Genomic DNA, 21,102 nt, shown 5'->3' on the forward strand with positions numbered 1-21,102 from the left:
GGCCCCATGAACCAACTCAACGCCTACTTCTCCCTCAAAAACAAAGTCGCCCTGGTCACAGGCGCTGCACGCGGCATCGCGCTCCACATCGCCTGCGCTCTCTCCACCGCCGGCGCCCGATTGGCTATCCTGGACGTGCGCGAGCAGGAGGGCCAGGTCGTCGCCTGGTTGCTTGGCAGCGCTCAGGGCCGAGCCAGGTTCTGGTCGCTTGATGTCAGTGACAGCAACGCGGTGCGGCGAGTGATGGGGGCGGTGGAGGGCCATTTCGGCCGTATCGATATTCTGGTCAACAGCGCCGGCATCGATGCGGACAATCCGTCGGCGCAGGGACTCTCGCTGGCGCAGTGGGAGAAGGCCATGTCGGCCAACGTCAATGGCAGCATTTTGTGCACCAAGCATGTGATCGCGGCGATGGAGCGGGCCGGTGGCGGTTCTATCGTCAATGTGCTGTCCTTGTGTGCGCTGGAGGATGAGCGGCATGAAGCGGCGGACCATGCGGCGAAGGCGGCGCTGCGGATGGCCAACATGAATGCGATGCGCTATGCGGCGCGCAATATCCGGGTCAATACGATCCATCCGGGGTTTTCACGGCCACCGGCGCAGGTGGAGGCTTTGCGCAAGCAGGGCGACCTGACGCAGAGGCTGGTTGATCTGGCGGAAGTGCAGATGCTGACGGGCCGGGGTTCAGCGACGGATGTGGCGGCGGGGATTCTGTATCTGGCGTCGGATGCGAGCCGGTTTGTCAGCGGGACGGAGCTGGTGATTGAGGCTGGCTACGGCTGCCGATGATGCGGAGGGGAGAGGGTTAGGTTTTCCAGCGACACCAAAACAAAGAATATTTATGCGTGGCCTGCGCTCGCTGGTTTTCAACATTAACTGATCGGTTTGCAGGGTTGGGTAAGTCTCAATCCGGTCTGTCCCAAAGTATAGACGCGCTATTGTTATGGAGGTCGCCGGATTGATATTCAATATAAGAACAAACCGCCGCTGTAGCGATCAACGTAACAACGATAGCGCTCCAAAGTACCGACTTCATATATACCCAATCTCGTACTACTTGAGATCACATCTTACGCCGTCCTGATTAGATTCGCTTAGCGAAAGCCAGCCTGGGAAGAACGGAAATGCTGCGCAAGAAAGCGACGCATTTTGGCGCAGTTTTTTAGAAGGGTACAACGCCAGATATCGAACTATGCGTGTTTCAGCTGCGCGCACAACAGTCGCGTTGCTGCTGGATCGGCGGGCATTTCACAGAGCCGAACGAACAGAATACGCAGCAGTCGCCCGCATTGGGGCGAAGCAGAGCCTTGCAGTTGCTGCACTCGTAGTAGAACTGGCAGGCATCCATGGGCATGGTTTCCTGCTTTGCGAAGCCACAGTGCGGACAGGTTAGTATGGATTCGAGAACGATGGCGCTCATCGCTACGTCACTTTTTTAGTGATTGACGGATATTAAGAGTAGCAGGAGACGAAGAGGCGTGCTGGAATCATCCTGCCATGAGCTTATGTACTAGGCGGCAGTGCGCGAATATTATTTAACGTAAAGACATCGGGATTGAAGTAAATCAAGGCCGCCGGAGAGTGCGCATCTTTCAAGAACGATACGCACTCTCCGGCAGCCTGAGGAGGTGAGGCCTGTCTGTTTATTTGCCGATTTGCTGGCTGATGCCATTTTCCTGCTGATTCAGTGTTTTTCGTTCTTGCTTGGTGATATGGCCGCCGTCCTGCGATGCCATGCTGCGCTCTTCCTGTCTGACCTGGTGATCCTCTTTGTGCAAGCCCGCTGCTTGCGCGCCGGTTATTTGTCCGCTTTTTACTTCCTGATGGATACGCGCATTCTGGTTTGCCAGGCGATGATTGACTTCGGTGCGCCGTGGATGATTTTTTTGCCAGGTGGTTTCGGCGAAGCTGCTTGTCGCAAACATTGCACCGAAGGCCAGCAACGTTATTGCGCCTGCAACCTTGGTCATTTTTTTTGTGTTAACCATGAAAACCTCCTCTGGGTTGAATGATGAAGGCACCGATGGTTGATGCCAGGCTTTCATTACACCTTAAGACGGCCAGTTTGATAACCGATCATGTGTATCAAGTGTATCGAATTGTTGCTTGTATCTGAAATCGGCTCCCTTGCACGGTCATATCGCTTTCCCGGCTATCCGGCCCAAAGCAGATTTGCTGTTCCATATATCTCGCTTTTCTCAAGCTGTGAGAGCAGTATCAAGCAAGAACGGACTGATATTTTTCATCGCACGCGATACGTATTCTTCTTTCTCTCCGACCGGCGCAACGTAATGTACTGCACTTTGCGCTGCGTCGATGCCCTCCAAGCGAGCAATCACCCAAGCAGCAAGATAGAGAGACGCCAGGCAACCGCCGGCAGTGGCGACATTACCTTTGGAGAAAAAGGGCTGATTCAATACCTCGATGCCGGCATCCTGAACCCACGGCTTGGTCGTCAGGTCGGTGCATGCAGGAACGCCATTGAGCAGCCCAAGCTTGGCTAGCACGAGCGTGCCGGAACATTGCGCCCCCAGTAGCTGCCGGGAAGGATCCAGCTGCAATTGCGCCATGATGGAAGCGTTTGCAACGATTTCCCGCGTTTGCATGCCGCTGCCAATGATGACTGCATCCGCATGTCTTGCCTCGTCAAGAGATGCATGCGCTTCGATGACCACGCCGTTCATCGATTGCACTCGCTTGGCGGGGCTGGCGATGGATACGCGCCAGTCCGGCTTTTTTATGCGGTTGAGCACGCCGAGGGCAATGAGGGAGTCGAGTTCGTTGAAACCATCGAAGGTGAGGATGGTGATATGCATGATGTCGTTTTCCTGTTCAAGTTCGATTGCGCTAACGCATGGTATGCCCGACAATCAGTACAATCAAATTATTGTCATGGATACATAACGCATGGCGCACGCTCGATACAAACGCTTGGTTGATGTATTTGCCGCAGATATCCGCGCCGGCGTTTTGACGCCTGGTACGCGTTTGCCTACGCACCGGCAGCTCGCCGCGAAAGAAGGATTGGCTCTGGTCACTGCCTCCAGAGTCTATGCAGAGTTAGAGGCGATGGGTTTGGTCAGTGGGGAAACCGGCCGGGGAACATTTGTCAGAGAAACTGCGCTGCCTCCAGGTCAAGGCATCGACCAGCATGCGGCTGCGGCCGGCATGATCGATCTCAATTTCAACTATCCGTCGCTGCCTGGCCAGACCAGGCTGCTAAGCGATGCCCTCCGTCAGCTCGCCTCTTCTGGCGACCTGGAGGCGCTGCTGCGCTACCAGCCGCATGCCGGACGCCAGCATGAGCGCGCCATCGTGGCGCGTCATCTTGAATGCCGGGGACTATCGGTCGAAGCTGAGCGGATCTTGATCGTGAGCGGCGCGCAGCATGGTTTGGCTGCAACGGTCATGACGCTACTGCATCCGGGCGACGTTGTCGCAACCGATGCATTGACCTATCCGGGTTTCAAAGTGCTCGCCGAAGCGCATCGCTTGGAACTCGTGGCCATTCCGTCGTCAGGGGACGGCCCTGATCTGGATGCGCTTGACCAATTGTGCCGGAACCGTCGCGTACGTGCCGTGTATACGATGCCGACGCTACACAACCCAATGGGATGGGTGATGCGCATCGGCCAGCGAAAAAAGCTGGTATCGATTGCGCGCCAACACGGGCTGCTCATTATCGAGGACGCGGCATATGCTTTCCTTGCAGAAGATGCGCCGGCTCCTCTGGCAGCGCTGGCGCCAGAAACGACCGTGTACATATCCGGACTCTCCAAGAGTATTGCTACCGGGCTGCGGGTTGGGTTTGTCGCCGTTCCACCGCAATGGGTGCCCATGATTGAGCGCGCAATCAGGGCTACAACCTGGAATACACCCAGCGTCATGACCGCGATCGCCTGTGGCTGGCTCGAAGATGGCACCGTCACCCGTCTAGAAGCAGAGAAGCGCAGCGATGCAATGTGCAGGCAATCGATAGCCCGGGAAGCTCTGCGTGGCTTGCACTATGTCGGCCATCCCGCATCTTATTTTCTCTGGCTTCCCTTGCCGGATGAGGCGAGGGCCGATCAGGTGGCGATGGCGCTCTTGCACGAGAATGTCTCGGTATCGACCGCAGAGCCTTTTGCAACCTCCGAGCATGTTCCGCATGCGATCCGTCTCGCACTCGGGTCGGTAGATGTGGATACGCTCAAAGTGGCGCTTGAAAAAGTCAAAAAGATCATCGGCGATTACGCTTACTGAGCCACTTAACGGCCGGGAGACAGTATTTAAAAAAGGATGCCCAGCCTTCCAGTCGGGGCACCCTTTGCCGGCGGTAGTTACGCTGGTTCGCGGCGATCAAGTACATGTTCAAAGTACTCGCCTGCCCAGTACAGCAGCGCGATGCCGGGAAATGCCATGCCAGTCAGCAGTGCGGCATGCCAGCCGTAAGCCGCAAATACCCAGCCGCCCAGCGCGGAACCGAGCGCGCCGCCTGCGAAGAACAAGGCGAAATAGATACCATTGAGGCGGCTGCGCAGCTCCGCGCCCAAGCTAAAGATCGCACGTTGGCCCAGCACGAGATTTGCCGCAACGCCCATGTCCAGGACAATCGACGCGATCACCAGCAATGCGAGTGCAATAGTGCGGGAATCCGGCGCATACATCGGAAGGACGAAGCCTGTGATGCCCAGGCCCAGCGCGATGGCGGTTGCCACCAGCGTATGGCCAGCGTCTGCCAGCCGGCCAGCGATCGGCGAGGCCACGGCGCCGGCCATTCCCACCAGTGCGAAGATGGCAATGCCGGTTTGAGAAAGATGGAATTCAGGGCCGGCCAACATCATAGGGGTGACAGTCCAGAACAGGCTGAATGAACCGAACAGGCCAGCGTGATATGCGGCGCGGCGACGAAGTACCGGGGTGGTGGTGAATAGCGTCCACAGCGAGCCCATGAGTTTGTGATAAGGCATTGGGGAAGCTGGCACTCTCATCGGTAGTTTGCTGCGTAGCAGAACTGCGAGAGCGATGATGATCACTGATGCGCCGCCAAATACCACGTGCCAGCTGGTATGGTCGGCGACCAGGGACGCGACCGGGCGCGCCAGCATGATCCCCAGCAGCAGCCCGCTGACGACCTTGCCAACGGTCTGTCCACGGGTTGACTCTTTAGACAAGTGCGCTGCGAACGGTACAAGGATCTGGGCGGCAACGGATCCCAGGCCGATTGCGAGCGCGGCAGCCAGGAACATCCAAGCGCTGGTGCTGAACGCAGCGACCATCAACGCAACAGACGTAAACACGAGAGCGCTAAAAATGAGCCGGCGGTTTTCCAGCAAATCGCCCAGGGGGACGATGAACAGCAGGCCGATCGTGTAACCAATCTGCGTCAGCGTCACAATCAAGCCGGCGGCTTCTGCCGATAAGCCGGTTGCGCTGCTGATTGGCCCGACAAGGGTTTGTGCGTAATACAGGTTTGCAACGATAAGACCCGAAGCAATCGCCAGCAAGAGGACCATGCGTGGTGAAATATCGGGTTCGTGACTGGCATTTTTGCTCATGTTGAATTCCTCAGACGTTGAATACATCGACCGAGGTCATTGTAGGTAAAACGCGTTGAAAGATAATTAGTGCATAATCCTCCTATACATTTCATATTAAGTGAACAATCGATACGGAGGCGATGTGGACAAAGTGAAAGCCATGCAGACTTTTGTACGTATCGTAGAAGCAAACAGCTTCTCGAAAGCTGCCGAAACATTGGATTTGCCGCGTGCGTCGCTGACGGCGACCATGAAAAACCTGGAGGCCTTCCTCGGTACGCAATTGCTGCAGCGGACTACCCGCCGCCTGTCATTGACGCCCGACGGGGCGGAGTATTTCAAAAAATGTGTTGAGATACTTGGCGCCATAGAGGAGTCCGAGCTGTTGTTTCTTGGGCCAGATTCGAAAGCGCCGAAAGGAAAACTGCGGGTCGATCTGCCTGGCACGGTCGGGCGAAACTTGATTCTGCCGCATATCGCAGACTTTCATGCCATGTATCCTGAGGTGGAGCTGACTATCAGCTTGACTGACCGGCTTGTCGATATCATGCAGGAGGGTATCGATTGCGCACTGCGTGTCGGACGGCTGCAGGACTCTTCATTGATTGGGCGTCAAGTAGGCAACATGCGCTTTGTGACCTGCGCAGCGCCGTCGTACCTGGCGAAATACGGTACGCCAACCAGTATTTCGGATCTCCAGTTCCATCAAAGCATTGTTCACTTTTCGGGAAGAACGGGGCGTGCTTTCGATTGGGAGTTCGTGACAGACCAAAAAGTGGTGAAAGTTGAGATAAGCGGGCCGGTCGCAGTCAATGATGCTGACGCTAACGTTTGTTGCGCACTACAGGGCCTGGGATTGGCGCAATCAGGCGCGTACCAGGTGCGCGAGCACTTGAAGAGCGGGGCGCTTGTCGAAGTATTGGGAGAGTGGCCTCCAACTGCCATGCCCATCTCCCTGCTTTACCCGCAAGGCCGTATGGCGTCTCCAAAGGTCAAGGTATTCGCCAGTTGGATTAATTCGCTGTTTGAAGGCGATCCGGATTTGCAGCAGCGAGAGTAAATGCCGGTCCACGATGTGAGCTAGAATCAACCGGTTTTTACGGTGATCGACAGAGTCGGCTCGTCAATCTCGGAGCGGCTGGTCGGATTTTGCAAAGTGCATATTGCAACGCGTTAGCCATCAATTCACTCTCATGCTTGAAACCACACGACTCCTGCTCAGACCACCCACCAAGGCCGATGACCGGCGGCTCTTCGATATCTATGGCGATCCGCTGACCAATCTGTATAACCCCTTTGGTCCTCACCCCGACATAGAAAAGTCCAGGTCTGTTCTCGGCGGATGGATGGCGCATTGGGAGCAACATGGCTTCGGTCAATGGGCGATTGCAACCTTGCATGAGCCTGAGAAAGTCATCGGTTTTGGCGGTGTTGCGTTTCGCAAGTACATTGAAGATGAGAGGCTGAACCTGGGTTATCGCTTTGCGCCGGAAGCCTGGGGCATGGGTTATGCAACAGAGGTAGGCCGCGCTGCGCTCCGATGTGCCTTCGATCAGCATGGCCAGTCCGACGCCTATGCCATCGTGCGCCCTATTAATGCCCAATCAATCCGCGTACTCGAAAAGCTGCCTATGAAACGGATTGGCAGTCTGGATGATGTTCCGGGAGAACCGATGAGTCTCCTGTACTGGGCGGGTAACCAACACCCCGTTAGCTAATAGCAGGGATACAGTCCGGACTGTAAATTCAGAGCACAGTTGACTGGACGTACAGCTCTTGCGAATTCCCCTTGTTTCGTCTGGCGTCAGTGACTACACTCGAACTGTACCGATCGGTAAAGAGTCGCATTTTCGGTACGCCATTTCAACGTTAACTTTATAAGGTACACACATGAGCACACGACCACCTCTCCCGCCCTTCAACCGCGACAGCGCAATCCAGAAAGTACGTCTGGCCGAAGACGGCTGGAACACACGCAACCCGGAAAAAGTCGCGCTCGCCTATACCGAAGACAGCTGGTGGCGCAACCGCGTGGAATTTGTCCAGGGTCGCGCCGCCATCGTCGGGCTGTTGAGCCGCAAATGGGCGCGCGAACTGGAATACCGCCTGATCAAAGAATTGTGGGCATTTGACGGCAACCGTATTGCGGTGCGCTTTGCCTATGAATACCATGACGATTCGGGTCAGTGGTATCGCGCCTACGGTAACGAGAACTGGGAGTTTGCGGAGGACGGCCTGATGCGCTGGCGTCACGCCAGCATCAATGAAGCGCCGATTCCGGCTAGCGAGCGCAAATTCCATTGGGACCTGAACGGGCCAAGGCCGGCGGACCATCCGGGGCTGAGCGATATGGGCTTTTGAATAACAGGAACGGACAGGAACGAACAGGAAGCAAGATGGCAAGAATGATCGCGGAACGGGGTGATGTGGTGGTTATGCTGGCGGAAGTGTTCCGCGTCTACGGCTTCGAAGGGGCCAGCCTGGCACGCATCACCGAGGGGACCAAGCTGGGCAAGGGCAGTATCTATCATTTTTTCCCGGGTGGGAAAGAAGAGATGGCCGAGGCCGTGCTGTGTGAAATCGATGTCTGGTTCCGTACTCATGTGTTCGTGCCGTTACGCCAAGGCGCGGATGCTGCAAGCGCTATCGACGATATGTTCCGCGAAGTAGGCCACTACTTCCTGTCCGGTCGGAAAGTGTGTCTGGTTGGCGTGTTCGCGCTTGGCAATGAGCGCGATCGTTTTGCCGAGAAGGTCAAAAGCTATTTTGTCGAATGGGTTGCTGCGCTGGAAGCGGCGTTGCTGCGCGCTGGCAAAGATGCCGCCAATGCCGCGGCTCTGGCCGAGGAGGTGGTGGGAGGCATCCAGGGTGCGCTGGTGCTGGCGCGCGCCTTCGATCGTCCAGCCGTGTTCATGGCTGCCATGCAGCGCTTGAGGCAACGGCTGATATAAAGTCCTGTGCATCGTCGGGCTTCGCTGGCGCGACGTCGTGCAGGCCCTTGCCAGGCATGGTGCATTAGTTGTTTTGATATTGCCTTGCCATTGATTTTATGACAGCATTGCCGCGATTTTTTTGCATTGTCAGACCGAGCGTTTGACGTATTTCTTTGTTTCTTGTTTGTAAGCTTGCCAGGCGTTCTGACTGGCTTCTGGCGCAGCATGGTATCGAAATAAGTCCTGCCGCAAGTGATCCGAGCGGCAATGCGCTATTCTCAAATATTTCCAATTGGTAATAATTGCTGAATTCAAAAAACGTTCTCCCGCGCGGAGATTCGTGGCGGCGAAGTCTGGCCGGGCATCGCGCATGCCTTGCATTGTTACCTGTTTAAGAAACGAAAGGAAATAGATGATTAACTTGGACACCCTGGAAACATTAGTCGCTGCATCGCTGGTACTGTTGCTGGGTCGTAAGCTGGTGTCGGCTTCTTCGCTGCTGAAGACCTACAGCATTCCGGAGCCGGTTGTGGGCGGTTTGCTGATCGCATTGCTGTTGTTTGCACTGCGTAGTTTCTCGAGTGTTCAGGTGCAATTCGACGGCAGCCTGCAGGGGCCGTTGATGCTGGCCTTTTTTGCGACCATCGGCCTGAACGCCAATCTTGCCAGCCTGAAAGCCGGCGGCCGTACGCTGGCATTGTTCCTGGTTGTAGTGCTGGGTTTGCTGGTGTTGCAGGACACAATCGGCATCGGCATGGCAAAGATGATGGGACTCGACCCTCTGATCGGTTTGCTGGGAGCGTCTATTTCGCTATCGGGTGGTCATGGTACGGGCGCTGCCTGGGGCCGGGTGTTTTCCGAGCGCCACGGCTTGGCGGCAGCGACCGAAATTGCGATTGCCTGCGCCACTTTCGGCCTGATATTGGGTGGCTTGATCGGCGGGCCGGTGGCCGGGTTTCTGGTCAAGCGCGTCAAATTGCCGGGTGCCGAGTCTGCGACGGCGAATCACGACAGAACGCCGTTGAGTTTCGAGCAGCCTAAAGCCGAACAGCTGATCACGCCGCAAGCCTTCATCGAAGCGCTGGCATTGATCGCGGTCAGTCTTTCGGCCGGCACGCTGATTGCCAACCAATTGAATGGCACGGCGTTTGAATTGCCGACTTTTGTCTGTGTGTTGTTCGTCGGCGTTTTGCTCAGTAACGGCTTGTCGCTGCTGGCCGGCTACAAGATTTTCGAGCGCGCCATCTTGTTGCTGGGTAATGTCAGTTTGTCCCTGTTCCTGGCGATGGCGTTGATGAGCTTGCGCCTGTGGGACCTGGCGTCGCTGGCGTTACCGGTCTTGTTGATCCTGGCGGTGCAGGCCGCAGCCATGGCGGCTTATGCCGTCTTCGTGACGTTCCGCATCATGGGCAAGAACTATGACGCGGCCGTGCTGGCGGCCGGTCACTGCGGCTTTGGCCTGGGCGCGACACCGACCGCGATTGCCAACATGCAGGCGGTGACAGACCGCTTCGGTCCTTCGCCGCTGGCGTTTCTGGTGGTGCCGATGGTGAGCGCATTCTTCATCGATATTGCGAATGCGATTGTCATCAAACTGTTCCTGGCGTTGCCGATATATAACTGACACTAACAGGCTGTTGCGAACACAGATGGCTAGGCGCTCCGACGAAGACAGTACGAGTAGTACGGCCAGGAGGGTGCAGCAGGGGGTTCAGACGACACTGTCGTCTGCCTGCGGAACGCCCCGGGCTTGCAAGCCCGGGCGCGCCCTGCAAGGGCAACAACGCCAGGTTGATTTTTCAACAGCCTCTAAGCTAGCCGAGGCGGGTTGAATCGGGAATGCCGTCCAGTCACTGGCGACTATAATCAAGAGAGTTCTTATGCGGGAGGCGGTCATGCGCGTCTCAAACCGGTTGGCTCTCTTCAACATCGTGGCGACCCTGGCTTACCTGGGGCTCGCGATTCTCGGCGGTGGCGGCTTTTCTGCTTTTTTCTCGCATCCGCCGCTGGTCTTCCTTACTATCGTATTTCTCATCATGTCTGGCGTCGGGCTTTTCAGTCGCGGCAATTTGAGTTCGGTTGAACGCGAAGATCGCGGCAATCGCTGGGTCTTGCCGGTCTTCGCTCTGATCGGCGTATTGTCGGCCTGGTTGCCGGCTTATGCCGACCGGATCGGAATCTTGACATTTGGCGGCGATACGATGCGCTGGCTTGGGGTGATTCTTTTTGTTATCGGCGGCGTGTTGCGGCTGTGGCCGGTGTTCATACTTGGCTTGCGTTTCAGCGGCCTGGTGGTGATCCAGCCGGGCCATAGCCTGGTGACGGGTGGCATGTACGGCGTCATCCGCCATCCCAGTTATCTGGGCATGATGATTAATGCAGTGGGATGGGCATTGGCCTTTCGTTCCGGCGTCGGCGTAATGCTTGCTGTGCTGCTGCTGGTGCCGTTGATCGCCCGTATACGCGCGGAAGAAGCGCTGCTACACAGCCAGTTCGGCGCCGAATACGACGCCTACTGCGCCCGTACTGCGCGCCTGATTCCAGGGCTTTATTGAGGCAAGCCATCGCTGCAAGAGGATAGGCATCGCAAACCGCCGAGCCGGATGGAGTGCATAATTGTGGCGCCTATGCCGGCACTTGCGCCTCATGTATATTGACGACTCCTCTATGAATACCTGTCATCGAGCCACAAATGCCTTTACCACTCATCGGTTCTCGTATCCAGCTCCGGCTTCTGCAGGAATCCGATGCCGCCGCGCTTGTTGCGGCAGCGTCGGACGGCGAGTTATGGAATCTTCCTTTTACAGTCGTGCCTTCGGCCCTGACTGTCGATACCTACATTGAGACCGCTCTCAATGGATGCCGGGCCAGCACGGTTTTGCCGTTTGTCACGGAAATGAAAGCCAGCGGCCAGGTTATCGGCTGCACGCGGTTCTGGAAAATCGACGGCAACAACCGCAAAGCGGAAATCGGCCATACCTGGATTGCAGCATCGTGGCAGCGCAGCTTCGTCAATACAGAGGCCAAATATCTCATGCTGCGTTACGCATTCGAAGAACTGCACTGCGTACGCGTCCAGTTCCAAACCGATGAAATCAATGACAAATCGCGTGCGGCGATTTTGCGGCTCGGCGCTAAGCAAGAGGGCATCATCCGGAACGAAAGAATCATGCAGGACGGGCGCAAGCGCAACTCGGTACGCTTTAGCATCATCGATGACGAGTGGGCTGCGGTGAAGATGAATTTGGAAGCACGCCTGCAAGCTTAGACCGCACCGTCAGATTGCCTGTTGCACGTTGAGAATCGATTCAAGGATGGATCACATGACGCATATATTTCATCGAAATCCCCGGCAGAGCTTGCCGGTCGCGGTCGGTGGCGAGGGTATCGAACTGATCGATCAAAGCGGCAAGCGCTATATCGATGCCTGCGGCGGCGCCGCGGTTTCTTGCCTGGGTCATGGTCATCCACGGGTAGTCAACGCGATCAAGGCGCAAGTCGATACGCTGGCGTATGCGCATACCTCGTTCTTCACGACTGCGGCTGCCGAAGAGTTGGCCAGCATGCTGGCGGCGTCTGCGCCGGGCAGTCTGAACCATGTCTATTTTGTCTCCGGCGGTTCGGAAGCGGTCGAGGCCGGGCTCAAGCTGGCGCGCCAATATTACGTTGAGATAGGGCAGGCGCAGCGCCGGTTTTTCATTGCGCGCCGTCAGAGCTATCACGGCAATACGCTGGCGGCGCTTTCCATCGGTGGCAATGCCTGGCGTCGCGAAGCATTTTTGCCCTTGCTGATTCCGGCGCATCACGTTGCGCCTTGCTATGCTTATCGCGATCAATTGGCTGGTGAGTCCGATGCGCAGTATGTGCAAAGGCTGGCCGATGAGCTTGAGCAGAAAATCCTGGAGATCGGCAGCGATAAGGTGGCTACATTCGTCGCCGAAACCGTCGTTGGCGCCACTGCCGGCGCGGTGCCGCCGCTGGCCGACTACTTCAGGAAAATCCGCGCAGTGTGCGACAAATACGGCGTATTGCTGATGCTGGACGAGGTGATGTCCGGCATGGGTCGCACCGGATATCTGTTTGCCTGTGAGGAAGACCGGGTCGAACCGGATATCGTGATCATCGCCAAAGGTTTGGGCGCCGGCTATCAGCCGATAGGCGCTATGATCTGTTCGGACAAGATATTCAACGCCGTGGTGGAGGGTTCCGGCTTTTTCCAGCATGGCCATACCTATATTGGCCACGCTACGGCTTGCGCGGCAGCGCTGGCGGTGCAAACCGTCATCCAGGAAGAAAATTTGCTGGCCAATGTCCGCCAGCGTGGAGAACAGTTGCAACAGCGCTTGCGCGAAGTCTTTGCCGAGCATCCGCATGTCGGCGATATTCGCGGCCGCGGCTTGTTTGTCGGCGTCGAACTGGTGGCCGACCGCGCCAGCAAACAGCCGCTGGCGCCTGCGCAACGCACGCATGCCAAAGTCAAAGCGGAAGCCATGGCCAGGGGGTTGCTGGTGTATCCGATGGGCGGTACTATCGATGGCCGGCAGGGCGACCATGTACTGTTGGCGCCGCCATTCATTTGCAACGCCATCGATATCGATGAAATCGTCCATCGCCTGGCGCCGGCGATAGACGCCGCGACCGGCTATGCAACGGCGCCCGGGAGCTGACAATGCATCAACCCAGCCGTTTGCCGGCGTTTGAGCCGGAGCAGGCCAGTCCTGAGCAGAGAGCCCTGCTGGATGCCATCCTGGCAGGACCGAGGAAGAGTTTGAATGGCCCGTTCGTGGCCTGGATCCATAGCCCGCAGCTGGGCGACCTGGCACAGCGTCTTGGCGCGTTCTGCCGTTATGAAAGCGGCTTGCCGTTGCGCTTGTCCGAGTTGGCGATTTTGACGACGGCTGCGCATTGGCAATCGCAGGCAGAGTGGTATATCCATCTGCCGATTGCACTGGAAGCGGGTTTGTCGCCGACGCTGGCGGAGCAGATACGTCTTGGCGGCATCCCGCACTTCAGCGACGGCGACGATGAATTGATCTGGCGCTTTGCGAACGAGCTATATCAGGATAAGCGCGTATCCGCTACTGTCTACGAGCGAGCCTGCAGCCGCTTCGGTCTGCAAGTGGTTGTGAACCTGGTGGCCCTGCTTGGTTATTACGGGCTGGTGGCGATGACATTGAATGTATTTGAAATGCGTGCAGAAGGGCAGCTCAGCCTGCCGTTTGCCGAGCCGCCCGGTACGTAAGGAGATTTGCGCCGCTTACATCCCCGGGTTGTCACTTTGATGCGGATGACAGCGAATCCATTCCGCTGCGCCGGATCTCATCCTGTGCAGCCGGCGACGCCAGGTAGTGAATCAGGCTTCTTGCTGCATCAGGATGCGCGGCGTTGATGGGAATGCCGGCGGCAAAGGTGGTAATGCTTTGCGCTTCCTCCGGGATTTTCCCGACGAAATCCGCACCGCTCACCGGCAACAGTTCGCTGACCTGCTGGAATCCAAGTTCATATTCCCCTTTGGCGACCAGGCTGGCTACCGGCGTTTTCTGGATCATGTGCGCCTTGCGTTTGACCTGGTCTTCAATTCCGAGCAGCTTGAATAGCTTGGTTTCTATGTAGACGCCGCTGGCGCTGTCCGAATAGGCGATGGACTTGGCGTTCAACAAGGTTTGCCGGAGGGCGGCTATTGTGTTGATGTCCGGCTTGGTGGAGCCCGCCCTGACTACCATGCCAATCCGGGAATCCGCCAAGTTCTGGCGGCTGTCGGCAAGCACTTTTCCTTGTCTGATCAAATCATCCAGGGCATAACCGACCATGATCACGACATCGGCCGGTTCGCCATGCGCCAGCCGGTTGGGAATCGCTTCAGGAGCCGCTCCCATCGATGGCCCCCAGGCCGTTGTCAGCGTATTGCCGGTAGTTTGTTCGAATCCGGGAGCGAGCGCCTTGTAGGCAGCGCTAAAGCCGCCGGAGTTCATGACGTTGATGTCTTCAGCCCGGGCATTCCCGGAAAACTGGGCAATGCCAAGGACAAGTCCGGCCAGCCAGAGGGAAAATTGCATTTTGCGGCGCATAGCGGCTTCCTGTTGTTAAATTCCGGCGCGCGGAATTTTTTCATAATTGCGTAAGAATATCTTATCCGGAAGACTGGCCGCTGTCTGGGGGAGCAACCCTGTCAGTTGCCTTCATGACGCGCTGACAGGCCCGGAGGCGAGTAAAATACCGGCGGCGGTAGGCATGGCGCTGGCGATGACCCGTAAGCACAATATTGTCAGACTGCTATAACTTAATGGTTTTGACTGGATTTTCTTGTGGGTGCCGTTGCACGGCCGTGCGCTGGAAGTGTCGCCGGGTTATTTCCTGCTGCCATTGACGATGGTGCTGGTCGGTCGTTTCTATTATCAGGAGCGGTTGGATATCGTCCAGTGGCTGGCGGTCGCCTGCGCTTTGATGGGCGTGCTGCATGAGCTGTGGATGACGGGTAGTTTTGCCTGGTCGACGCTGGTGGTCGCGCTCGGTTATCCGCCTTACTTTATCTTGCGTCGCAAGATCAACGCCAATCCGGTGGTGGTGTTTGCGCTTGAGCTTGCCTGGGGCTACTGAGCACGGTGGCGCTGGGCGTTATCTGGGCGCCAGCCGGTTGCTGTCAATGGCCTTGCTCGGCATCCTTGGCTATGTCGAGCCGGTGTTGCTGGTTGGCGTTGCGCTCCTGTTTTTCGGGGAGGCTTTGGCGCCGGGACAACTGGCGACCTATATTCCTATCTTTGATGCGAAATACTAAGAATTGTCACGGTTCCACTTAAAATCTCTTGGCTATTGAGCGCAATTGATATATTTGTTCTAAGAGCTGTTACAAACGCACCAGATTTGATTAATTTGAAGGATTTGCCATGGATTTAGGCGTTGTGGTGTATGTCGACAATAAGAAAGAAACGATCGAGGAATTTCATTGGTTATATAAAAGCATGATTTATTCCGGTCTGTTTGCGCGCAGCGATCTTATCGCGGTGTGCCATCCGGATGCGATCGGCGCGCTGCCAAAAGATGAAAAAATCACGGTCATTCCGAGTGCGCCATATGCTGATAACAATAGCGAATGGGCTGGCTATGGTTACATCAATTCCGTTGCTAACCTGTGTCAGCCAGCTGTGCTTGAAATCTGCAAGAAATACGAATTCATCCTGAAGACAGATTGCGATACATTCGTGACCCCTGCAATGGTTGATTTCAGGCCGAGCGGATTGTGTTTTGGATTCGGCGGTTACGCCTATGACGAACAAGTCCGAAAAAAATTGACTGAATGTAGCCTGCGCTGGGGTTTCCCCCATTCCGGCTTGCATAACGTCGGTGCTTCGTTGCTGGGGCCAAGTGAATTTGTTTCCAATTTCATTCTTGCTCAGATGGATTATTGCCAGAAACTGCTGCGCGAGGAATTTCACGAATTTCAAGGCGAATGGCCGGGATGGTGCAAGAACGTTCTTACCATGTACGCCGGAGAGTTGGCGTTGCGCCGCACCTATCCACAGCAATGTTCGATAGGATTTCTGGACCATTTCCCGCATGTCGGCCGCGCATTGGGAAGCGATGTTTTGCATATTCATGCCTGGCATACTGAGGAGTATTGGTCCAAACGCGACTTCCGTGCTGGCAAATACGCGCATATTCCCTTGGACGAAATCGATCGGGCTACCCTCGGCGGCTATTGTCATTGGTTGGCATTGTCTGAGGTTGATCACGTGAGATCAAGCGTGGAAGCTGGCTCTCGATAAGTTGACTGGTCGGTGTATGACGGAATTTTTATCGACTCTTGGAATAATTTTTTCCAGCGAAATCGAAATCGTTCACTGTCAATAATTCGCAGGCTTGCTGGAAGCCAGGTTCATATCGATGGCTAAGCACCGACAGGCCCTGAGGCGAGTAAAATACCGGCGGCAGCGGACATGCCGCTAGCGATGAGTCGCAAGCGGCATGTTGTCAGGCTGCCATAATTTAATGGTTTTGACTGGAAAAATGATGGCAAAAAAGAATGAAGAGCTGGATGCCGAAACGCTGGCGTTGATCAACTGGTGTATCGAAGTCGAGGGTTTTCTGGTGGCGGGCGGTGCGACGATCGAGCAGGCGCAAGAGCATATCGAAGAGCAGGTGGAATGGTTTACCGACCAGTTCTATGACGGCTTGACGCCGGAGCAGGCTGCCAAGGAAGCGTTGGCGTGATCACTCTGTGCTGCATGATCGGATTCAATGAACCAGCATGAAATAGGGCGCGGCATCAGTTTGTCGGTAGGCGCGTCGATGCTGTTTGCCTTGCTGTCCGGCTATACCAAGTTGCTCGCGCCGCTCGATGGTTTGGATATCTTTGCCTGGCGTGTGGTGTGGACCTTGCCAGGCGCGCTGGCGTTGCTGGTCTTGCGCCGCCGCTGGCCGCAGGCGCGCGCCTTGCTGCAGCGCTTGCGGCGTGAACCTTTGACTTTCCTTGCGTTGTTGATAGTTGCATCTTTGCTTGGGGTGCAGCTCTGGATTTTCTTGTGGGCGCCGTTGCACGGCCGTGCGCTGGAAGTGTCGCTGGGCTATTTTCTGCTGCCATTGACGATGGTGCTGGTCGGCCGTTTCTATTATCAGGAGCGCTTGGATATCTTCCAGTGGCTGGCGGTCGCCTGCGCTTTGGTGGGCGTGCTGCATGAGCTGTGGATGACGCGTAGTTTTGCCTGGCCGACGCTGGTGGTTGCGCTCGGTTATCCGCCTTACTTTATCTTGCGTCGCAAGATAAATGCCGATCCGGTGGTGGCGTTTGCGCTTGAGCTTGCCTTGCTGCTGCCGTTTGCGCTAGCCATGCTGTACGCGCGAGATTCCTTCGCCGTGATCGCGCACCGGCCGGACATGTGGCTGTTGTGGCTGCCTGGCCTGGGGCTGCTGAGCACTGTGGCGCTGGGCGCATATCTGGGCGCCAGCCGGTTGCTGCCAATGGCCTTGTTCGGCATCCTTGGCTATGTCGAGCCGGTGTTGCTGGTTGGCGTTGCGCTCTTGTTTCTCGGGGAAGCTCTGGCGCCGGGGCAACTGGCGACCTATATCCCCATCTGGTGCGCGGTGGCGTTGACCGCGGTCCACAGCGTGCGCTTGTTGCGCAAGGAACGCGCGACGCGACGCTCTGAAGCAATTCCCTGATTTGCTTATTCTGGCTGAATTGTTTTATGCGACGCTATTGCCGGCATGGCGTTGCGCCAGCGAGCGCAAAACCGCCAGCGCTTGGTCGGCCCGCGCGGCGGGTACAAATACGTGATCGTGAAAGCAGGCGGCAAGCACGTTGGCGCTGATGCCGGACTTCGTCAGCTCGGTCGCCACCGCGGCAGTGAGCCCGACGGCGGCAAGGCTGGAGTGAACATTCAACGTAATCATGGCGAATGCGCCGTCATAGGCTAGTCCGGCGCTGTCGGCGGACTGCTGCCGCAGAATCAGCGTCAGGCCTTCTTTTTCCTGGAACGATGCAATCGGCGCTAGCGCCGCATGGGCGCCATAGCTGGCGTTCGGTATGCAGCAGAAAACGTACAGTCCGTCGCTGGCAATCGGGCTCATGGAGCCGAGCAGGGTATCGAGATCGGTGATGGCGCTCATCGTCTGGGAAGGGGAAGTTTGTCAGCCGCCATGATACACGGCCAATCCCTGAAGTCATCGTGCTGTCATAAGACTGCTATATGTTGACGGCAAGAACGACGCATGGATGTGTTGCTTCTCCCTGACGGATGGATAATGTACAAAAACAGCAAGCGATTGATCATTCTCGATGCAGACGGCACCACGATTGATGCCTATAGCGCTATCGACAAGACGTTTTCCCGGCACGGCATGGAGATCGGCGATGAAGAAAGATTCCAGAAGCGGCGTCGTTTGTTCAAATACCTGGGCGGCTTGAAAGAATTTCCGTCCAATCTGAAAAAACAGATAGGCAAGCAGAATCGCAAGCAACTGATTGCCACGCTGACCGAAGTTTACCGAGAAGAGGCCAAGCTCTATCCGGGAATTGCCGAATTGGTGCAAAGCCTGATTGCGGCCCCCGATATTGCTGTCGGCCTGGTGACGCGCAACATGACCAATGATCCTGAGCAGACGCTGCGCTTGTTGTTCCGGCGACATGATATCGACATCGATGCCTTCGACTTTTTTGCGCATGTGCCGTTGCATCTGGAAAAAATGCAGGAATTCCGGTCGATCAGGGAGCGCATGGACATTAATCCGGCGCGCGGCTATATCTGTGGCGACGAGCACAAGGATTACCTGGCCGCGATCGGGTCCGGCATGCATCCTTTCATGGTTTCCTATGGCTTTGAAAGCTACAAGCGGTTGATCAAGAAATTCAGCGTGCCGGATGAAATTATTTCCCGTTCCCCCGAAGAGTTTTGCGGGCGGGTGCGGCATGCCATGGACTTGCCAGATTCCCGAGAGCTCAGGGTCGCCGTCTGAAGAGCGCAGCCTGATCTGACATGACGGCGCAACTCCCTGTTAGAATTTATCTTCCAAAAGATGGATTGGCGGGGATGCATGTACACACTCTTTGGCTTCAAGGGCACAGGCTCCGCAGCGGTGGAACTCGCGCTGGAACTGGCGGGGCTACCTTACCGCCAGGTCGACGCCGCTTCCTGGGAACCCGGCTCGGCGCTGGATGAACTGCAGCAATGCAATCCCCTCAGACAAATTCCCACGCTGCAACTGCCGGATGGCAGCGTACTCAGCGAAAGCGCGGCGATCCTGCTGCATCTCGGGCTCAGCCACCCATCTGCCCGGCTTTTACCCGACAACGAAGCGCAGCGCGCGCAGGCAATCAGAGGCCTGGTGTTTATCGCAACCAACTGCTATGCCGCCATCGGCGTGATCGATTACCCGGAACGCTGGTGCGTCAATGCCGATGAGGCAATCAAAGAACAGATCCGCCAAGGCGCGCGCGAGCGCTTGCATCGCTATTGGGAAATTTTTGCCGATACCTATCCACCTAATCCCTTCCTGAACGGCGACCAACCCGGTGCGCTGGACCTGCTGGCTGCCGTGGTCTCCAAATGGTCGGGAGCGCGCGCACATCTTGCTGAGGCAAGGCCGGCTTTTCTCGAACTGATCAAGCGCATAGAAGCCCATCCCAAAGTGGCGCCGGTATGGCGGCGTCATTGGAGTAACTGATTTCGAATTGATTTCACAACAATTTTTCAGTACCTCGTCCGTTGGCGAAGACCACGGATTCACACAAGAAAACGGAGACCCATCGTGCAGTCACAAAGTGAGTTGTCTGAAGACCAGTTAATGAAGAAAGTGGCATGGCGTCTGATGCCATTGCTGATCGTGATGTTCCTGGTGTCTTTCATCGATCGCCAGAATGTCGGTTTTGCCAAGCTCGACATGGTGCACGCCTTGCATATGAGCGAGGCGGCCTATGGCTTGGGCGCTTCTCTGTTTTTCATCGGCTATTTGCTGTTTGAAATTCCCAGTACGCTGGCGTTGCACAAATACGGTGCGCGGGTATGGCTGGCGCGCATCATGTTTACCTGGGGGGCGGTGACGATATTGCTGGGGTTTACCAGTTCGCTACCCATGTTCTATGTGCTGCGTTTCATGTTGGGTGTAGCTGAAGCGGGTTTTTACCCAGGCGTGATCTACTACCTCACGCTCTGGTTTCCACAGATATACCGGACCCGGGTGCTGGGTGTGTTTACCTTGGGTAGCGCCTTGGCCAATATGCTGGGCGCACTGGTCGGCGGCTTGTTGCTGAACCTGAACGGTACGCTGGGATTGGCGGGCTGGCAGTGGGTTTTCATCGCTACGGGCGCACCGGCGATATTGCTGACATTGATCGTGATGGTATATCTGCCGGGTTCGATCGATGAAGCCAAATTCCTGTCGGCTGCGCAGAAAACCAAGCTGAACGACATGATGCGGCGCGATGCGCCGGCCAATGCTACGCACGGCAATCCGCTGGCAGCCTTGTGGGATGTGCGCGTGCTGCTGTTTGCCGCTACTTACATGCTGATGTCGACCTCGCTGTACGGGGTCACCTACTGGCTGCCGACGCTGGTAAAGGGCTTCGGCGTCAGCTCCACCATCAATGGCTTGCTCAACATGATGCCGTGGGGGTTGGCCGTATTGCTGCTGCTATGGCTGCCAGGGAAGCTGCGCCATGACCGGGTCGTGTACAAGGCAATCGCTGCCATCGGTTTGCTGGGATTGGTGTGTTTCGCTTCCAGCGCGCTGCTGGATTCCAATGTGCTGCGTTTTGGCGCGCTGGTGGTGGGTGGCGCTTGCATCACGCTGTTGTACCCTTGTTTTTGGTCCTTGCCGCCAAAGTTTTTTCAAGGCGCGCGCGCCGCGGCCAGTGTCGCCGCCATTAATTCGATCGGCAACCTGGGTGGTTTTTTTGGCCAGAACCTGATGCCTTATGTCGGCAAGGTCACACAGAGCAATGTCACGCCGATGCTGGTGCCGGCGGCTTGCCTGGCGGTGCTGGGCGTGGGCGGGCTGGTGGCGGTGAGTTGGCAGCGCAAGCGCGATCTGGCCAGCGAAGACGGTTTGCAGCGGGCGGTGGCGGTCCAGGAAGACGGCAGCGAAGATCCTGGCGCCGGCATCGACCAGATGCTCGACCTGCATCCCGATCATATGCACATGCCGCAGCAGAAATAACA

General features: G+C 56.5%; 23 protein-coding genes and 1 pseudogene. 18 read left to right on the plus strand and 6 right to left on the minus strand.

Features of this window, described 5'->3' with window-relative positions:
- Positions 1–6 precede the first annotated feature (6 nt).
- Positions 7–789, plus strand: a complete 783-nt coding sequence (locus LT85_RS09710) for an SDR family NAD(P)-dependent oxidoreductase (RefSeq protein WP_038487972.1) — start codon at positions 7–9, stop codon at positions 787–789.
- Positions 790–1,201: 412 nt separating this feature from the next.
- Here LT85_RS09710 and LT85_RS27115 read toward each other — a convergent pair whose 3' ends face one another.
- The 3 genes from LT85_RS27115 to LT85_RS09720 all read right to left on the minus strand — a co-directional run bounded on the left by LT85_RS27115 (position 1,202) and on the right by LT85_RS09720 (position 2,816).
- Positions 1,202–1,420: a GDCCVxC domain-containing (seleno)protein gene (locus LT85_RS27115; RefSeq protein WP_081992223.1), complete on the minus strand. Its 219-nt coding sequence runs from the start codon at positions 1,418–1,420 to the stop codon at positions 1,202–1,204.
- Positions 1,421–1,643: 223 nt separating this feature from the next.
- On the minus strand, positions 1,644–1,970 hold the full coding sequence (locus tag LT85_RS09715) for a hypothetical protein (RefSeq protein ID WP_038495698.1): 327 nt from the start codon (positions 1,968–1,970) through the stop codon (positions 1,644–1,646).
- A 228-nt stretch (positions 1,971–2,198) separates the two neighbouring features.
- Positions 2,199–2,816, minus strand: a complete 618-nt coding sequence (locus tag LT85_RS09720) for a DJ-1/PfpI family protein (RefSeq protein WP_038487975.1) — start codon at positions 2,814–2,816, stop codon at positions 2,199–2,201.
- Positions 2,817–2,907: 91 nt separating this feature from the next.
- Between LT85_RS09720 and LT85_RS09725 the strand changes: the two genes are divergently transcribed.
- Positions 2,908–4,242: a PLP-dependent aminotransferase family protein gene (locus LT85_RS09725; protein ID WP_038487978.1), complete on the plus strand. Its 1,335-nt coding sequence runs from the start codon at positions 2,908–2,910 to the stop codon at positions 4,240–4,242.
- Between the two features lie 77 nt (positions 4,243–4,319).
- Here the strand turns inward: LT85_RS09725 and LT85_RS09730 are convergent, their stop codons facing one another.
- Entirely contained in the window at positions 4,320–5,537 is a 1,218-nt protein-coding gene (locus LT85_RS09730; protein ID WP_038487981.1) for an MFS transporter, read from the minus strand.
- Positions 5,538–5,661: 124 nt separating this feature from the next.
- Here LT85_RS09730 and LT85_RS09735 point away from each other — a divergent pair, with 124 nt between their 5' ends.
- The 9 genes from LT85_RS09735 (at position 5,662) to LT85_RS09775 (ending at position 13,694) form a co-directional block, all read left to right on the plus strand.
- Positions 5,662–6,579, plus strand: coding sequence for a LysR family transcriptional regulator (locus LT85_RS09735; RefSeq protein ID WP_038487984.1), 918 nt, complete (start codon positions 5,662–5,664; stop codon positions 6,577–6,579).
- Between the two features lie 133 nt (positions 6,580–6,712).
- Positions 6,713–7,237, plus strand: coding sequence for a GNAT family N-acetyltransferase (locus LT85_RS09740; protein WP_038487987.1), 525 nt, complete (start codon positions 6,713–6,715; stop codon positions 7,235–7,237).
- 172 nt (positions 7,238–7,409) lie between these two features.
- On the plus strand, positions 7,410–7,880 hold the full coding sequence (locus LT85_RS09745) for a DUF1348 family protein (RefSeq protein ID WP_038487989.1): 471 nt from the start codon (positions 7,410–7,412) through the stop codon (positions 7,878–7,880).
- A 35-nt stretch (positions 7,881–7,915) separates the two neighbouring features.
- On the plus strand, positions 7,916–8,470 hold the full coding sequence (locus tag LT85_RS09750; RefSeq protein ID WP_038487992.1) for a TetR/AcrR family transcriptional regulator: 555 nt from the start codon (positions 7,916–7,918) through the stop codon (positions 8,468–8,470).
- Positions 8,471–8,864: 394 nt separating this feature from the next.
- On the plus strand, positions 8,865–10,076 hold the full coding sequence (gene gltS / locus LT85_RS09755; protein WP_038487995.1) for a sodium/glutamate symporter: 1,212 nt from the start codon (positions 8,865–8,867) through the stop codon (positions 10,074–10,076).
- Between the two features lie 271 nt (positions 10,077–10,347).
- Positions 10,348–11,007 (plus strand): methyltransferase family protein, encoded by a 660-nt coding sequence (locus LT85_RS09760; RefSeq protein ID WP_038495701.1) that lies wholly within the window; start codon positions 10,348–10,350, stop codon positions 11,005–11,007.
- A gap of 137 nt (positions 11,008–11,144) precedes the next feature.
- A complete protein-coding gene (locus LT85_RS09765) occupies positions 11,145–11,720 on the plus strand; it encodes a GNAT family N-acetyltransferase (RefSeq protein ID WP_038487998.1) in 576 nt (191 codons plus the stop codon).
- A 55-nt stretch (positions 11,721–11,775) separates the two neighbouring features.
- The gene (locus tag LT85_RS09770) at positions 11,776–13,119 is read left to right on the plus strand and encodes an aspartate aminotransferase family protein (protein WP_038495704.1); all 1,344 of its coding nucleotides are present in this window, start codon (positions 11,776–11,778) and stop codon (positions 13,117–13,119) included.
- Positions 13,120–13,121: 2 nt separating this feature from the next.
- Positions 13,122–13,694: a carboxymuconolactone decarboxylase family protein gene (locus LT85_RS09775; protein WP_038488001.1), complete on the plus strand. Its 573-nt coding sequence runs from the start codon at positions 13,122–13,124 to the stop codon at positions 13,692–13,694.
- Between the two features lie 31 nt (positions 13,695–13,725).
- Here LT85_RS09775 and LT85_RS09780 read toward each other — a convergent pair whose 3' ends face one another.
- Positions 13,726–14,520, minus strand: coding sequence for a substrate-binding domain-containing protein (locus LT85_RS09780; RefSeq protein WP_081992226.1), 795 nt, complete (start codon positions 14,518–14,520; stop codon positions 13,726–13,728).
- A 226-nt stretch (positions 14,521–14,746) separates the two neighbouring features.
- Here LT85_RS09780 and LT85_RS25895 point away from each other — a divergent pair.
- The 4 genes and pseudogenes from LT85_RS25895 to rarD form a co-directional block, all read left to right on the plus strand.
- A pseudogene (locus tag LT85_RS25895) lies at positions 14,747–15,227 on the plus strand (EamA family transporter); the annotation flags it as partial.
- Positions 15,228–15,336: 109 nt separating this feature from the next.
- Positions 15,337–16,215: a DUF7164 domain-containing protein gene (locus tag LT85_RS09790; protein ID WP_038488004.1), complete on the plus strand. Its 879-nt coding sequence runs from the start codon at positions 15,337–15,339 to the stop codon at positions 16,213–16,215.
- Between the two features lie 244 nt (positions 16,216–16,459).
- Positions 16,460–16,660, plus strand: a complete 201-nt coding sequence (locus LT85_RS09795; protein ID WP_038488007.1) for a hypothetical protein — start codon at positions 16,460–16,462, stop codon at positions 16,658–16,660.
- Between the two features lie 27 nt (positions 16,661–16,687).
- Positions 16,688–17,608 carry an EamA family transporter RarD gene (rarD, locus tag LT85_RS09800; RefSeq protein WP_038488009.1) on the plus strand — a complete coding sequence of 307 codons (921 nt, stop codon included), beginning with the start codon at positions 16,688–16,690 and terminating at the stop codon, positions 17,606–17,608.
- A 24-nt stretch (positions 17,609–17,632) separates the two neighbouring features.
- Here the strand turns inward: rarD and LT85_RS09805 are convergent, their stop codons facing one another.
- Complete coding sequence (locus tag LT85_RS09805) at positions 17,633–18,055, minus strand: ACT domain-containing protein (protein WP_038488012.1); 423 nt, start codon at positions 18,053–18,055, stop codon at positions 17,633–17,635.
- A 135-nt stretch (positions 18,056–18,190) separates the two neighbouring features.
- Between LT85_RS09805 and LT85_RS09810 the strand changes: the two genes are divergently transcribed.
- From LT85_RS09810 to LT85_RS09820, 3 genes are all read left to right on the plus strand, one after another.
- Positions 18,191–18,901: an HAD family hydrolase gene (locus tag LT85_RS09810; protein ID WP_038488015.1), complete on the plus strand. Its 711-nt coding sequence runs from the start codon at positions 18,191–18,193 to the stop codon at positions 18,899–18,901.
- A 78-nt stretch (positions 18,902–18,979) separates the two neighbouring features.
- Positions 18,980–19,609 (plus strand): glutathione S-transferase family protein, encoded by a 630-nt coding sequence (locus tag LT85_RS09815; protein ID WP_038488018.1) that lies wholly within the window; start codon positions 18,980–18,982, stop codon positions 19,607–19,609.
- A gap of 120 nt (positions 19,610–19,729) precedes the next feature.
- Positions 19,730–21,100, plus strand: a complete 1,371-nt coding sequence (locus LT85_RS09820; RefSeq protein ID WP_052134999.1) for an MFS transporter — start codon at positions 19,730–19,732, stop codon at positions 21,098–21,100.
- Positions 21,101–21,102: the final 2 nt, after the last annotated feature.

This window comes from Collimonas arenae (genome assembly GCF_000786695.1).
Classification (GTDB): Bacteria; Pseudomonadota; Gammaproteobacteria; order Burkholderiales; family Burkholderiaceae_D; genus Collimonas; species Collimonas arenae_A.